This is a genomic window from Prosthecobacter sp. Pr1 (genome assembly GCF_057652315.1).
Genome location: NZ_JBYFBS010000011.1, coordinates 94888 through 108880 on the forward strand (window position 1 = coordinate 94888; position 13993 = coordinate 108880).

Genomic DNA, 13993 nt, shown 5'->3' on the forward strand with positions numbered 1-13993 from the left:
GGGTCATTGCAGTTGAAATTACTTGGCGGCAGGTGCAGCGGCAGCAGTCGCGCCAGGGCCGGCGGGGATGTCACCTGGGACATTCTTTTTAGCGAAAGGCTCCAGTTCGGTAACAGTCCACTGGGAGGCGCGTTTTTCTTCATCGCGCACCTTCTGCACCATTTCCTTGGTGATCATGGAGCCTTCATTACCCCAGGAGTTACGAACGAAAGTCAGCACGTTGGCGAGATCCTGGGAGGACATGGCCGCACCGAAGGCCTGCATGCCGCCGGGGGTGTTGAAGCCCTGGCCGTTCACGGTGACGGGGCCGGTGAGGCCGTGCTGCACGATGCGGATCAGACGCTCGGTACCACCGAGGACGTACTCGGATTTGGCGAGGGGAGGGAACTGGCCGGGAAGTCCGCCGCCATTGCCCTGATGGCAACCACCGCAGACGGAATAACCGCTGGCGCCTTTTTTCATGGCCAAGGCGAAAGGATCAAGCGCAGCTCCGGCTCCGGCTCCGCCCGGGCGTGGGTCTCCGCCACCAGCGGCGGCAAAGGGATTGCTGACGTTGAAGCTCCAGCCGCCGGTCATCGGGCCAAGCTGGCCACCGGCGATGATGGCAACGAGCATGAGCAAAAACATCGCCCACAGGGGAGCGGGCTGGCTTTCGGGAGCGAGATCTTCCTTCTCGCGCTTCACGGCGGAGTGAAGGCGATCAAGATCGGTGCTGTCTGGATGGGCGGGTGCGCTCATGGGGGCGTGCGGGTCGCGAGAGGGGGCTACTTTTTGGCGGGAGAGGCAGCGACGGCTGCGCTCTGTCCGGGGACGGGATAATCCTTTTTCAGGGAGAGAAGGTATTCGACGAGGCGTTCGGCTTCTTTCGTCGGAACGACTTCATAACCGGCAGGCGGCGCAAACTTCTTCGGCAGCTTCAGGGCACGTTCGGAAACGGGGCCTTGAATTTTTTGCAGGGTGAAGAGGCCGGTGTAGGCGGGCATCGTGCTCCAATCGTGGATGGAGCGCGGTGAGTAGAGGTGCTGATAAAGAGCGGCCGCCGATGGTGCACGCCAGCCGTAGTTGGCGAGGTCAGGTCCGACACGCTGGATGCCGAGCAGGGCGTATTTCTCACCGAGGTAGTCACCCAGAACGTTGGAACGAGCTGGAGTGGTGGGGCGGGCTTCCTGATCCTGACCCCAGCCTTTGTACCAGCCATCCAGGCCGAGCTGAACCGGACGAATCATCTGTGTGTGGCACTGATTGCAGCCTTCACGGATGTAAACGAGCTGGCCCTGGCCATTGACGGGGGCAGGTGGGAAGAATCCTTCGACGCCGTCCTTGTCCTTGTCATAAGCGACAGGGGTGAGCTGCTCGTACTGCATCGCCGGAAGAACGATGAGACACAGCCATGGCAGCCCGAAAGAGGCGGCGAGACCGAGAATGAATGTGCGGAAGTTCGTCATGCGTGGGCTTCGTGGGGAAGAGCTTGATCGCCGTGGTCGTGTTCAAGCAGGGTAGGTGCCGAACTGCGGCGACCCAGGCCTGCGACCATGAGCAGAAGGTGAAGAAGGAACATGAAATTGGAGAAGCTGATGAGGCCCCAGGCCACCGCACGTGAGACCACGTAAGGGCGGGAATTGATGACGTGGTTCATGAAGGTCTGGTCCCAATGCTCAGGATCGTTCAGATCTGCACCCTGCTGCCAGCCGGCCACGAGGCTCATGATGACGATGGTGCCGATGCCGTAGACCGAGAACCAGAAGTGATTGCGGATCAGGCGGACGCTGAGCCATTCACAACCGGAGAGGCGGGGAACGATGTAGTAGATGGCACCAAACACGCACATGCTGAAGAAGCCATACAAGCTGACCACCTGAAACGAATACCATGACTGGGTGAACTGCAGGTTGGCACCGGTCCAGAAGGCGGAATTCAGGGCAAGAACCAGACCGGACACAGGATAGAACAGGGCTCCGAAGAAGATGAAACGCAACGTGGGGCTGGCGGCCACAGAGCTATGCTTGCCGAGGGTGGTGAGGTGGTGATTGAGACCCACAAGACCCACTGGAATCAGCAAGAGCACGCCGGCGCAGGCACCGACCGAAGACATCCAGGCTGGCAGAGGGCCACCCATGTATTTCTGCATGCCGGTCCAACCGCCAAGGATGGCGAGGCTCCAGAAACCAGCGGAGGCCAGCTGTGCCGAAGCGATGGGCTGTCCGGTGATTTTTGGAATGAAGTAATAAGCCGAGCCGACACCCACGGGGACGAAGAAGAGCAGGATCACCGCGTGGATGTACCAAGCATCGATGCCAGCGCCGATGGCACCCAGGCCTGGCAGGCAATGGAGGGCGACGTTGGCGGTGATGAAGATCCATGGGAACCAGAAGCAGGCGCCGAGGATGTACCACGTGCTGACCATGAAGCCTTCGGGACGGAAGGCGCGGCCAAACATGCGGGCGATCGGCCAGGCATAGCAGAGGAAGCAGGCCAGCAGCACGGGCCAGACGAACTTCGGCATTTCAAGCCACTCGATCGAGGTGCTCTTGCCCATGAGGATGGCGAGGATGCCGAAGGTGATGGTGATGTTCCAAAACACGCCGGCGGTGATGAGGAGGGTCTTGCCACCCTTCAGTTCCTGACCGGAGCGGCGTGCCATGATCCACAGCATCACGCCCAAAGCGGCCTGAATGCCCCAACCATAGACGAGCGCATTGATGTGCGCAGGCTGCAGGCGGCCATAAGTGATGTACGGGCAGTCTCCCAGAAACTCAGGTTCCACCAGCTTGATCGCGGCGAGAACGCCGAGCAGCGTGGAGAGCATGAGCCAGAAGGCTCCATTGGTGAAGAGGAAGAGCACAGGTCCTTTCACCGACTTGTCGATCGCCGCGCGGCGAAGATTGTCGGCCTGAAGGTCCGTGTCAGGAGTGGCGGGAGTGGTCTGCATGACTTACTTGGGCGAAGCGGGTGCGGCAGGGGCTGGTGCAGGAGCTGCGGGTACGGCGGGGATCGGAGGTGCGGAGCCAGCAGGAGCAGCGGGGACCGAAGGAACAAACGTCGTGGGAATCGGAGGCGCAGGGTTTGAGGGAGCAGCAGGAGCCGGGGCTGGAGCTGCGGGAGCGGCAGCAGCGGCCTGTTTGAGCTGCGTGGGTGATCCCGGGACAACCTGGGTGCTGACGCCGGGCTTCTTGGCGCCAAGTACGGCGAGCGTCTTCGTAAAGACCGCGTTCTTCTTGGTCTCATCGTTCAGACCCAGCTTGGCGATGCTTTCTGACTGCGCCTTGAGGATCTCAGCGGTGTAGTCGCGGCGTTCCTGTTCACGCGGGTCAAAGCCCTGCTTCGAATCAGTGATGGACTGGATGAGGATGAAGAGCAGGGCGAAGCCTGCGAAGGCTCCGAGCACCCACACAAAGGTGGCACCGGCTTTTTTAGGTTGATCGGGCTGCGACATGGAAAATCGGGGAATCAGTTGATGACGTTCACGGACTCGAGGAGGCGCGGATCACGCCATGGATACAGGCTGTATTTGGCCAGGCCACGGAGGTAGAGGAAACCCATGATGCCAAAGACGGCGCAGAAAGCGGCGATGTCCTGCACCCAGGCATACGGAGCCAGGACGCCGAGGCCAAGGGACGGGCCACGCTCAGGGATGACATTCCAATAGATGTCCACCACGTGCATGAAGAGGATCCAGATACAGCCAAGGCTGATCACCACGGGGTTCTTTTTGCGCTGCTGGGAGAGCAGGAAAAGGAAGGGAACGATGAAATGCCCGAGGAGAATGAAGATGGAAACAGCCTGCCAGCCTTCCGTGTTACGGATGAGGTAGAAACGGGTTTCTTCCGTGATGTTGGCGTACCAGATCAGGAAATACTGGCTGAAGGAAATATAGGCCCAGAACACCGTGAAGGCGAAGAGCAGCTTGCCCATGAGATGGTAATGCTCATCTGTGACGACCTTCTGCAGGTAGCCCAAGCTGCGCAGCCAGGTGACGACCAGAATCGACAGCGCCATGGAGGCCCAGGCACAGCCGGCAAAGATGTACACGCCCCACATGGTGGAAAACCAATTGTAGTCCAAACCCACAAGCCAGTCGAAGGCGGCAAAAGTGACGGTCAGGGCGAAAGGCAGCAGGACGATGCAGGAGAACTGACGGGACCAGATGGTGTGTTTGATGTCGCCATCCTGCTCCTGCTGGAGTGATTTGCCACGCAGGGTGCGGGCAATGAACCAGAGGATGAGGAAGTAGAGTGCAAAGCGGGTGTACCAGGAGAACCAAGTGTTCAGGTTCATGTAACCGAACTTGGTCACAAGCACATGCAGATGGGGATTTTCCACGGCCATGTGATGCAGCGCCTGCTTCACGGTCGTTGGATGATCGGCATGGGCGGCATGTTCCGCAGCGGTGCGATGGTGGCCCATCCACTCATAGAGCGGCTTGTTCACCGCAGTGATGAGAAGGGGAGAGGCAAGAATGGCCAGAGGGACCACCATGTTGGCCAAGTTTTCCCAGATGCGGCGCACGGCAACGCCCCAGCTCGAATTGGAGGCGCTGTGGAGGAGGATCCAGAAGCAGCCGCCGACCACGAAGGTGAAGCAGAAGAAGACGGCGAACAGCCAGGAATAGGCAAAGGTGTCCGTTTTCGTGAAGAAGAACCAAAGGGAAGCCAGGAAACCGAGCCCGCCGAAGAGGCCGAGCGTGTTGATAAGCTTGCCGCCCTTGGCTGGTTCGAATTTTTCTCCGCCCTGGGGCAGATCGTTAAATGTGACGTGGTGACTCATGCCGGGATTCGCGTGATCGTGCCGTTACTGGAGGGGAAGGGTGACGCCAGACTCTTTAGCGGCGATTTGCAGAGAGCGGATGTAGGCCACAATGGCCCAGCGGTCGCGCAAAGTGATGTTGCCGCCGTAGCTGCCCATGAGGCCTTTGCCGTTGGTGATGACATCAAAGATGGCACCATCCGCACGGTAGGCGGCGGCATTGGCAGCATCCAGATTGCCAGGCTGCTGAAAGTTGAAGGCGGTGAGGATGCCGTATTTGGAGGTCACACCCTTGCCGTTGCCGGAGGTGCCGTGGCAGATGGCGCAGTTGATGTTGTAGCGCTGCTCCCCGCGCTTGATGAACTCCGCATTGAAGACAGAGGGATCGCTGGTGATTTCTTCCGGCAGACCGTCGCCGTAGAAGTCACCGACTTTACCGGTGTCGTAGTAACCCAGACCGCTGGTGAAAGCGACGCGGGCGGGCTTGGCCTTAGGACCAACTGCATCAACCGCAGCGACGGCGGGGATTTCGAAACCCATCGGCAGGGTGCCTTTGACCGGGAGGCGGGCTCCGCGGCCATCCGCAAAGAATTCGGTGCCGACCTGGTATTTCACCTTGGCCTGATGATCCATGTCCGGGATGACTTCGAGCGGCGGCAGTTCAGATTTGCTGCCACGGAAACCAAACGCGCTCACGACGATCGCGATGACGAAAAGATAGCTGAGAAAGAAGTACTTCATGGTGCGGGTAAGCGAGGCTTAGATTTCGTCCTCCACGAGTTCGATGTTCTTGCCGCCGACTTTTTCGAGAAGACTCTTGGTGCCTTCCTGGGAGAATTTAGGATCGCGGGCTTCGATGCAGACGAAGAAACCGTCGTCCGAGAACTTGCCGAAGTTCTTGGAAACAAAAAGAGGGTGGTTCCAGCGTGGCAGGCCGATGAGCGCCAGCAGGCCGAACAGGGTGGTGAAGGCGCTGAAGAGAATCGTCAGCTCAAACATCACCGGGAAGAACGCCGGAAGGGTCCAGATGTCGGTGGGCTTGCCCTGCACAACCGTCGGATAGGTTTCGACGATCTTTTGGAGGAAACCAAGGCCGATGCTGCTCCAGAAATTGGTCTGAGTGATCGTTTCCAGAGTGAAGGCGACCGCAGTTCCGGTGATGCCACCGCAGAAGACAAACATGGGCAGCTTGGAGCGTGGGTTGCCCATCGCCTCATCCATTCCATGGATAGGGAAGGGCGAATGCACGTCCCAGCGCTGGTAGCCGGCATCGCGCACATGCTCGGCGGCATGGTAGAGATCCTTCACGCTGTCAAATTCAGCGAGGTAGCCGTGGACTCGTTTGAGGGTGGTGCTCACAGTCAGGGTTCAGTTTAAAATGTTAGGCGGCAACGGGTTTGGCGACGTGACGGTCGGGGTAGTCCATGAGGTCTTCCTCCTGGATGCCCTTCTCAGCGTGGTCGTCCTGGTGCGGGTTCGACTGTGGGAGCACCCCTTTAACTTCGCCGATGGCGATGACAGGCAGGAAGCGCAGGAACAGCAGGAACAGCATCATGAAGAAGCCGAAGGTGCCGAGGAAGGTGTACTTATCGACCCAGGTGGCCTCATAGACGCCCCAGGAGCCCGGCGTCATGTGACGCTCCAGGGTGGTGGCGATGATGACGTAGCGTTCGAACCACATGCCGGCGTTCACGAACATGCAGACAATCATGACGACCCACACATTGTGGCGGCACCAGCGGCTCCAGAAGAGCTGCGGAGCAAACACGTTGCAGCTGAACATCCAGTAGTAGGCCCAGGTGGAAGGACCGGTGAGACCACGCAGCGTGAAGGCGGCAGCTTCATACGGATTGGCGCTGTAGTAGGCCACGAAGAGCTCCATGCAGTAGGCGTAACCGACGATCGTACCCGTGAGGAGGATGATCTTGGCCATGTTGTCCACGTGCTTGGCCGTGATGAGGTCATCCAGGCCGTAGATGCGGCGCACAGGAAGCATGAGGGTCAGCACCATCGCGAAACCACCGAAGATGGCGCCTGCGACGAAGTAGGGAGGGAAGATGGTGGTGTGCCAGCCGGGAACGATGGAGGTGGCGAAGTCGAAGGACACGACGGAGTGCACGGAGAGCACCAGCGGTGTGGAGAGAGCGGCCAGAAGCATGTAGGCGGTCTCATAATGGCTCCAGTGGCGGTTGCCACCGCGCCAGCCGAGGGCGAACAGGCCGTAGAGGAACTTCTTCAAGCCCGGGCGGCAACGGTCACGCAGCGTGGCAAGGTCTGGCACGAGACCCAGGAACCAGAACACTGCGGAAACGCTGAAGTAAGTCGAAACGGCGAACACGTCCCAGAGCAGGGGAGATTTGAAGTTCTGCCAGATGGCGTTGGCGTTCGGAATTGGCGCGAGGAACCACACCATCCAGACACGACCGACGTGGAAGGCCGGGAACAAACCGGCGCACATCACGGCGAAGATCGTCATGGCTTCCGCAGCACGGTTCACGGAGGTGCGCCACTTCTGGCGGGTGAGGAACAAAATGGCGGAAATGAGTGTACCGGCGTGGCCGATACCGATCCAGAACACGAAGTTGGTGATGTCCCAAGCCCAGGCGACCGGCTGCTTCTGACCCCAGACACCGACGCCGGTGGAGATGAGGTAGGTAAAGCAGAAGACCATCAGTCCGGTGAGCAACACGGAAGGCACAAACAGGATCCACCAGAGGGCGGGCTGCTTGTTTTCCACGATGCCGCAGATGCGGTTCGTGATCCACGAATAGGAGCGGTTGTTCAACACCAGCGGCTCGCGTTCGAGAATGCGCGGGGTGTTAGATGCTGTAGCGGAGGCGTCCATGTGTCCGGGTTAGTATTGATTGTTGCTCCACACGGCGATGTTCTCTGCGCCGGGCATGTTCTTGTTCGGATTGCGCAGACGGGCGAGGTAGCTCGTGCGAGGGCGGGTGCCGATGTACTTGAGCAGCTGGTAGTTGCGGGGCGATTCCGGGATGCTCTTCGTTGGATCCTTGAGATCTTCGTAGCCCTTGATCTGGACGATGGCGCTGTTTCTGTCGGCCAAGTCCCCGAAGACGATCGCTTCTGCCGGGCAGGACTGCTGGCAGGCGGTTTTGACAGTGTCGGTCGGCACGCGGAAGTCCTTGGAGTCGCGCTGCACCTGCTTCTGCAGAATCTTGGCGGATTCGAGGCGCTGCACGCAGTAGGTGCACTTCTCGATGACACCACGCATACGGACGGTGACGTTCGGATTGCGCTGAAGGCGGATGCTTTCGTCCTCACGCTTCTCACCCAGAGGGCCGGCGTAAAGATTGCCGACTTTCATGCCGAGCACGGTGGTGTCGATCAGCGGGTTGCGCTTGTTGTAGTCGAACCAGTTGAAGCGGCGGGCGGTGTAAGGGCAGTTGTTCGCGCAGTAGCGGGTGCCGATGCAGCGGTTGTAAGCCATGGCGTTGAGGCCATCTGGCGTATGGACGGTGGCGTTCACCGGGCAGACGGTTTCGCACGGAGCGGATTCGCACTGCTGGCAGGCCAGCGGCTGGTGCACCATTTCGGCGTTTTCCAGCTGCTCAGGCGTGGCGTTGTCTTCGGCCCAGGTGCTTTCCTGTTCGACTTCGTTCTTGCCCCACTTTGGCACGGCGAAGTAGCGATCCATGCGGATCCACTGCATCACGCGTCCTTTGCGGACCTGATCTTTGCCGACGACTGGAATGTTGTTTTCGCTCTGGCAGGCGACGAGGCAAGCCGTGCAACCGATGCACTTGCTCAGATCGATGGACATGCCCCACTGGTGCTGCTTCTCGTAGTCGAAGCCGTCCGGGTTCTCTTCGGATTTCACCCCGACCTGGCCTTTGTAGAAGGAAATGTTTTCCGGGATGTGGCTGTCCATGCCGGTCTTCTGGGCGAAGGCCACATCTTTGTTGAAGGTGTCGAGGGTACCTTCACGGTACACCGCACGGCCTTCCATGGTGTTCTGGCTCTGCGTGATCGCCAGTTCAGCGATGGTGGGGAGCACTTCGATCTTGGCACCACTCAGGACGAACGTGCCGGGCTTCGTGCGCAAAACGTAAGCGTTCACGCCGCGGTCAGCACTGACCATGCCAACACCGATCTGGCCGTAGCCCAGAGGCAGGGTAATGGAATTGGACACATGCCCGGGAGCTTCGATGGCGGGGATTTCGATCGAAATATCACCAACGGTAATTTTGACGTGCTGGCCTTCCTTGAGGCCCAGACGGCGGAAGGTGACGGAGCCAATCCAAGCCGCGTTTTCCCAAGTGAGTTTCGTCACTGGATCCGGAGCTTCCTGAAGCCAGGCGTTGTTGACGTAGCGGCCGTCATAGACGCTGGAGTCGGCGACGAGGACGACTTCGAGCGCATCGTCCGTCGGAGCGACGACAGGCGCAGCCTTGGCGAGGATGCCAGCAACGGCGGCGACATTCGGAGCCGTGGTCGCCTTGGCGTAAGCGGAGCCTTTGAGGAAGCCGTCACGCAGGGTGAAATTCCATTTCTTTTCGTCGAGGCTGCCAGCCACGGTGGCGAAAGTATCGCGCACGGCGGTGTAGGCGGCGTCTTCGGCGGGGGCAGCAGGTGCGGCACCGGCGGCGGCTGGCGCAGCAGCTTCGACCGGACCCAGCTTTTTGCGGCCAAGCAGGGCAAGCAGAACTTCCACACGGCTTGCACCGTCATAGAGAGGAGCGATCATCGGCTGGACGATCGAGTAGGTGCCATCAGCGGCACGTACATCTCCCCAAACTTCAAGGTAGTGGGCAGCTGGAATGTGCAGCGCAGCCTGACGAGAAGTGACGTTTTTCTGCGTGCCGACGTGAATGAGCTTCACGCCCTTGTCTGCCACAAGTTTGGCCAGTGCGGTAGCGTCTGGCCCGTCGTAGTAGAGGCTGGAAGGAGTCAGCGATAGGAGGGTCTTGACCTGACCGCCGGCAATTGCCGTCTGCAGATCGGCGAAGGTGCCGAGTTCAGGGGAAGGAGCGCCTTGAAGCAGATCGATCGTCGAACCGTAAGCGCCAAGGGCGTTGTTGATCGAAGCGACCAGCGCATGCACTTCCGCGCCGTAGCGGGAACCGGCGAGGACGACGGCCTTGCCTTTGTTGTCGATCAAATCACGCACGGCAGGTGCGATCCACTCTTTGAGGCTGGCGGGCGCGGTGTCGGCCAGAGCCTTGGCGGAGGCGTCTCCCAGCTGAGCAGCGATCACAGCTGCGGCCACAGGGATGAGACTTGCCGCGATCGGTTTGCGGTGATCGGCCATGCCGCCGGTCAGCGTGTAGCGATTTTCCAAGACGTAGAGGCGGTTCATTTCCGCTTCGGTCGTTTCCTTTGTCTTGGCACGATGCTTGGTGAAAGCAGAGATGGGCTCGCCTGCCACGGGGTCCACCCCGAGGAAGTCGCAGTCCAGGGAGAAAATGCGCATCGCGGAGCCGAGCTTCACGAAGGGCTTCACATCGGCGCCCAGCACTTCCTTGTTGGCAGCGGCCTGGCCTTCGCCACCCACGGCTTCGTATTGGAACAGTTTGATCTGCGGGAAGGCAGCCTTCACCTCGCCCAGCAGGCGCTGGTAGGTCGGGGAAGTCGAGCCGCCCATCACGATGCCAAGGCTGGCACCCGAGGACTTTTTCGCTTCATCAATGGCTGCGGCGAGCAGTTCGTTCGCCTTGGCCCAGGAAAGTTCTTTGCCAGCGCCCATCGGCTTCTGGGAGCGCTCAGGATCGTACAGATCCAGCACGGAGGCCTGTGCAAAGCTGTTAAGCCCTCCACCCAGCGGGTGAAGCGGATTGCCAGCAAGGTGCGTTGGACGACCTTCATGCGTGGTGACCACCAGAGGCACAGCACCACCGTTTTGGGGCATCGTGGTTGCGTACAGGAGCGACTTGCCCGGCACCATCCATTCGACGTGCTGGGTGTAAGGCAGGATGTTGACGAGGGGACGGCGGCAGCTGGCCAGACCCATCATGCCCACGCTGGCACCCATGATCTTCAAAAATTCACGACGGCTGTTCTCACGCTCTTCGTCGTTCAGGCTGTCTCCCGCAGGGAATTCCTGGCCCAGATTTTTCAAGAAATCTTCACGACGGTCCAATTCGGCGACACTGCGCCAATAGCGCTTGGCGTTCTGCGGCTCCTCAGGATGCTTCCAAATACGTTTCATGTGTCAGTAAAAGGGGCGCGGGGGTTAGCGATGGCAGGTGGTGCAGGATTCCGGCGGCTGAATCTGCCAGTGCTTCTTGATCTGGGTGCCCACTTCAGTCTGGGTCACGTTTTTACCGTAGGTTTTCTCCGCGAGAGCGACGATCTGTTCAAGATTGTCAGCTTTGGCACCTTCACCGCCGATGGTGGTGGCGATCTCGGCTGCTGGAACCTTCTTGTCGATAAGAGTCTTGTAGAACTCGTTGCGCTTCAGGTCGCTGGGCTGGTAGTCCAGCTTGGTGACGAACTCGAGAGGGCGGAGGTTCTTCTCAGGATTGCGGTGGCAGTCAAGGCACCAGCCCATGGACTGCGACTGATCGTGGCGGACGACTTCCATTTCGTTGATCTTGCCATGGCAGGAAACGCAGGAGATGCCGCGGTTGAGATGCGCGCTGTGATTGAAGTAAACGTAGTCAGGCGCCTTGTGGACCTTGACCCATGGGATGGACTTGCCGGTTTCGTTGGCTTTGATCACCATCTCCAGCTTGGGAGAATTGCTGCGGATGTTGCCTTTGCCCGGGCCATGGCAGTTGAAGCAGGTCTGGTTGGTCGGCACGTTCGAGTGACTGGAGGTCTCCACGAAGCTGTGACAGTACCGGCAGTCGAGCGCGAGCTGTCCTGCATGAATCTTGTGTGAGAATGGCACCGGCTGCGTCGGTTCATAACCTACGCGAGTGTATTTCGGTGTGAAGTAGTAGGCAATGCCGACACTCACGCCGAAGGCAATGAACACGACGGCAATGGCGAGCTTGAGCGGCAGCCAGTTGGTCCAACGCGGAAAAAAGTTACCCATAGAAAGTGTCGGCAGATGAGCTTGTGAAAAATTTCACAAGGAAGTCCAGAATAGGGAGACGTGAGCAGGTTTGCAACCGTCATCTTGATTTTTTTGAACTTTTGTATGCAATCCTTGTCTATTGCGATTCTGTCGCAAAAAAAGCTGCTGGAGCGCGTTTTTCCCGCCTCTGGGGTTCAACCCCACTCGACCCAGAGTACATTGTGCTCAAAATCCAAGGTTACACGATAGTCCTCCAGCAGATAGGTGCCGAGACGTGACGGCCCGGGCATAACATCCACCTGCGCAAAGGGGTAATAGGATCCGAACAGGCCGAGCGCCTTGAACTCCAGCACGCGCACATTTGCCTCCTTCGGAGTCTGCGCGCCACCGACGCCCGTAATCAGGTAGTTTCCTCCCACGTCCCAACCGCCATTCTTGTAACCCAGCACCTCGGCGACGCGGCGGTCCAGTTGCACGCCGAAAACAGAACCTGAATCGACCACGGCCTCCCAGGAAAGCTTGCTGTATTTGAGCAAAGTCGTTGGCACGCCGTGTTTCATGCTGAGGCTGGCCTTGTGCATGTGCTTGCGCACCTGACCTGGAAAACTGCGGGTAATGCCAAACTCAAACTCCTCCTTCAAAAAATCGAGGGTCGCATACTTGCAGTTCCTGGCCAGCATGTTCACGCCAAGAAGGGAGACCCCCAAATGCTCCTTGAGAATGCCCGCACCCAGAGTCGTTCGCTGCATGCGGACGATGCAGGGCAGGTTTTCCAGACGCCAGGTGCCGATTTGAAGCGTCGGGATGATGGCGGCCATGCCTGGTACGTTTTCCAGCACTCCCGCCATGGTGGGCCTCACCTGCGGCACCGTGCGCATGCCGTACTCCACCGCTTGTTCAGCATCGAACACGCTCATGGCCGCCCCGGTGTCGAGCATGTACTTGGTCGGTTTGTGGCCATTGAGGCTGACTTTGAGATACGGGATGCCCCTCTCATAGTACATGGGCATCTTGACCACCCCCTCAGGCGGCGGAACGCTGTTCGTTCGTATGTTGAAGCCGCCTTTGCTCGCGGGCTTGAGTTCGGAGGCTGAGATCGCCTGCGCCTGCAACTGCTTCTGCACCGTCTCTGGCACCGCCTCTCTTTTCACCGCGAACGAATCGGCACACCCGGGGAGACAGGCCAGGGCGACGGTCGTCAGCGCCATTCTTAGGATGATGGTGAAATGCAGACCATTCATGATACGCAAGCCTTCCGTTGGGGATTGCCACTGTCAACCAGCAGCGCTCACAAGAGTTGCGTTCTCACCGCTCCAGCCAGAGCACATTGCTGCGAAAATCCACCGTCAATCGCGTGCCCTGCCAGAACCGTGAACCGATGCGCTTTGGGCCGGGCATGACATACAGGGTGGCTCCCGGATGAGTCTCCCCGCACAGTGTGGCCGCAGGAACTTGGATCGTGCGCGCACCCACCTGATCCGCCCGCACGCTGCCGCCGACGCCGCTCAAGATCAAACCTTCGCCCATGCCCATGCCATCGTGCGCATGGCCCAGACGGGCGGCAGTGCTTTGATCGATCACGATGCCCCAGGTCGAACCCGAATCCACCACCGCGTCCCAGGAGATGCCGCCGGAGCTGACCCGGATGACGGGCATGCCGTTCACCCAGCGCAAGGGCGTACGCGTCACCACACCCCGAGTGGGCTGAAACGTATTAGAGAATCCCAGCTCCACCGTGTTGCGCTGGTAGTCGATGGTCAGAAAGCTGCAGTGCCGGCGCAAGTGATCCATGCCGAGGATGGCGCTGCCCAGCCCATTGGGCCGAAAGCTGGAAATGCCACGCACCAAGCACCGCACGTTTGTAGCGTGCCATTGGCCGAGATCCATGGTGCTCATCACCGCCTGGCTGGCTCCTGCGGTACCATGAACGCCGCGAATCTGCAGCCGGTGCCCGCCGGAGGGGAGAAGACCGCAGTCCGTGGCCACATCGGGCTCGAAGACGCTCAGCGTTGCGCCGGTGTCCAGGAGCAGAGAAATGGGGCGCTGGCCGTTGATGCTGGCCATGATGTGCGGCGTTCCCGCACGCAGCTGCATCGGCACCGCCACATCCGCCCCGGGATTCTGCGGCCCCATCGGCAGAAACGGCATCATGCACGATGACATCAAACACGCGATCAGAAGGGCGAAGAACGTTTTCATGCGGCTGACACATGAATACCTCCTTTCCGCACCTGTGCATCCGGTGCTTTTGCCATGAGGCATGACGAT

The 13993-nt window shown here is 59.6% G+C and carries 12 protein-coding genes; all 12 read right to left on the reverse strand.

The window, feature by feature from the left end; all coding sequences use genetic code 11:
• Positions 1-18: 18 nt before the first annotated feature.
• The 12 genes from AC24GY_RS18085 to AC24GY_RS18140 all read right to left on the reverse strand — a co-directional run bounded on the left by AC24GY_RS18085 (position 19) and on the right by AC24GY_RS18140 (position 13924).
• The gene (locus AC24GY_RS18085) at positions 19-738 is read right to left on the reverse strand and encodes a c-type cytochrome (RefSeq protein WP_422315752.1); all 720 of its coding nucleotides are present in this window, start codon (positions 736-738) and stop codon (positions 19-21) included.
• A 26-nt stretch (positions 739-764) separates the two neighbouring features.
• Positions 765-1445, reverse strand: a complete 681-nt coding sequence (locus AC24GY_RS18090) for a cbb3-type cytochrome c oxidase subunit II (RefSeq protein ID WP_422315754.1) — start codon at positions 1443-1445, stop codon at positions 765-767.
• On the reverse strand, positions 1442-2929 hold the full coding sequence (locus AC24GY_RS18095; protein WP_422315756.1) for a cbb3-type cytochrome c oxidase subunit I: 1488 nt from the start codon (positions 2927-2929) through the stop codon (positions 1442-1444). The genes AC24GY_RS18090 and AC24GY_RS18095 overlap by 4 nt, the downstream gene beginning before the upstream one ends.
• Positions 2930-2932: 3 nt before the next feature.
• Positions 2933-3433: a hypothetical protein gene (locus tag AC24GY_RS18100; RefSeq protein ID WP_487685999.1), complete on the reverse strand. Its 501-nt coding sequence runs from the start codon at positions 3431-3433 to the stop codon at positions 2933-2935.
• A 14-nt stretch (positions 3434-3447) separates the two neighbouring features.
• The gene (locus AC24GY_RS18105) at positions 3448-4764 is read right to left on the reverse strand and encodes a hypothetical protein (protein ID WP_487686001.1); all 1317 of its coding nucleotides are present in this window, start codon (positions 4762-4764) and stop codon (positions 3448-3450) included.
• Positions 4765-4788: 24 nt separating this feature from the next.
• On the reverse strand, positions 4789-5484 hold the full coding sequence (locus AC24GY_RS18110; protein WP_487686004.1) for a c-type cytochrome: 696 nt from the start codon (positions 5482-5484) through the stop codon (positions 4789-4791).
• Positions 5485-5502: 18 nt separating this feature from the next.
• Positions 5503-6102 carry a DUF3341 domain-containing protein gene (locus tag AC24GY_RS18115; protein ID WP_422315764.1) on the reverse strand — a complete coding sequence of 200 codons (600 nt, stop codon included), beginning with the start codon at positions 6100-6102 and terminating at the stop codon, positions 5503-5505.
• A 22-nt stretch (positions 6103-6124) separates the two neighbouring features.
• Entirely contained in the window at positions 6125-7588 is a 1464-nt protein-coding gene (gene nrfD / locus AC24GY_RS18120; RefSeq protein ID WP_487686007.1) for an NrfD/PsrC family molybdoenzyme membrane anchor subunit, read from the reverse strand.
• A gap of 9 nt (positions 7589-7597) precedes the next feature.
• Positions 7598-10912 carry a TAT-variant-translocated molybdopterin oxidoreductase gene (locus tag AC24GY_RS18125; protein WP_487686010.1) on the reverse strand — a complete coding sequence of 1105 codons (3315 nt, stop codon included), beginning with the start codon at positions 10910-10912 and terminating at the stop codon, positions 7598-7600.
• 24 nt (positions 10913-10936) lie between these two features.
• Positions 10937-11743, reverse strand: a complete 807-nt coding sequence (locus AC24GY_RS18130; RefSeq protein WP_422315770.1) for a cytochrome c3 family protein — start codon at positions 11741-11743, stop codon at positions 10937-10939.
• Positions 11744-11919: 176 nt separating this feature from the next.
• On the reverse strand, positions 11920-12966 hold the full coding sequence (locus tag AC24GY_RS18135) for a retropepsin-like aspartic protease (protein WP_422315772.1): 1047 nt from the start codon (positions 12964-12966) through the stop codon (positions 11920-11922).
• 64 nt (positions 12967-13030) lie between these two features.
• Positions 13031-13924 carry an aspartyl protease family protein gene (locus AC24GY_RS18140; RefSeq protein WP_487686014.1) on the reverse strand — a complete coding sequence of 298 codons (894 nt, stop codon included), beginning with the start codon at positions 13922-13924 and terminating at the stop codon, positions 13031-13033.
• Between the last annotated feature and the right edge of the window lie 69 nt (positions 13925-13993).

Bases quoted from the DNA above. Each gene is read 5' to 3' on its own strand.
- AC24GY_RS18090 (WP_422315754.1), bottom strand. From the start codon at position 1,445: ATGACGAACTTCCGCACATTCATTCTCGGTCTCGCCGCCTCTTTCGGG.
- AC24GY_RS18095 (WP_422315756.1), bottom strand. From the start codon at position 2,929: ATGCAGACCACTCCCGCCACTCCTGACACGGACCTTCAGGCCGACAAT.
- AC24GY_RS18140 (WP_487686014.1), bottom strand. From the start codon at position 13,924: ATGAAAACGTTCTTCGCCCTTCTGATCGCGTGTTTGATGTCATCGTGC.
- nrfD (WP_487686007.1), bottom strand. From the start codon at position 7,588: ATGGACGCCTCCGCTACAGCATCTAACACCCCGCGCATTCTCGAACGC.
- AC24GY_RS18125 (WP_487686010.1), bottom strand. From the start codon at position 10,912: ATGAAACGTATTTGGAAGCATCCTGAGGAGCCGCAGAACGCCAAGCGC.
- AC24GY_RS18085 (WP_422315752.1), bottom strand. From the start codon at position 738: ATGAGCGCACCCGCCCATCCAGACAGCACCGATCTTGATCGCCTTCAC.
- AC24GY_RS18110 (WP_487686004.1), bottom strand. From the start codon at position 5,484: ATGAAGTACTTCTTTCTCAGCTATCTTTTCGTCATCGCGATCGTCGTG.
- AC24GY_RS18105 (WP_487686001.1), bottom strand. From the start codon at position 4,764: ATGAGTCACCACGTCACATTTAACGATCTGCCCCAGGGCGGAGAAAAA.
- AC24GY_RS18135 (WP_422315772.1), bottom strand. From the start codon at position 12,966: ATGAATGGTCTGCATTTCACCATCATCCTAAGAATGGCGCTGACGACC.
- AC24GY_RS18130 (WP_422315770.1), bottom strand. From the start codon at position 11,743: ATGGGTAACTTTTTTCCGCGTTGGACCAACTGGCTGCCGCTCAAGCTC.
- AC24GY_RS18100 (WP_487685999.1), bottom strand. From the start codon at position 3,433: ATGTCGCAGCCCGATCAACCTAAAAAAGCCGGTGCCACCTTTGTGTGG.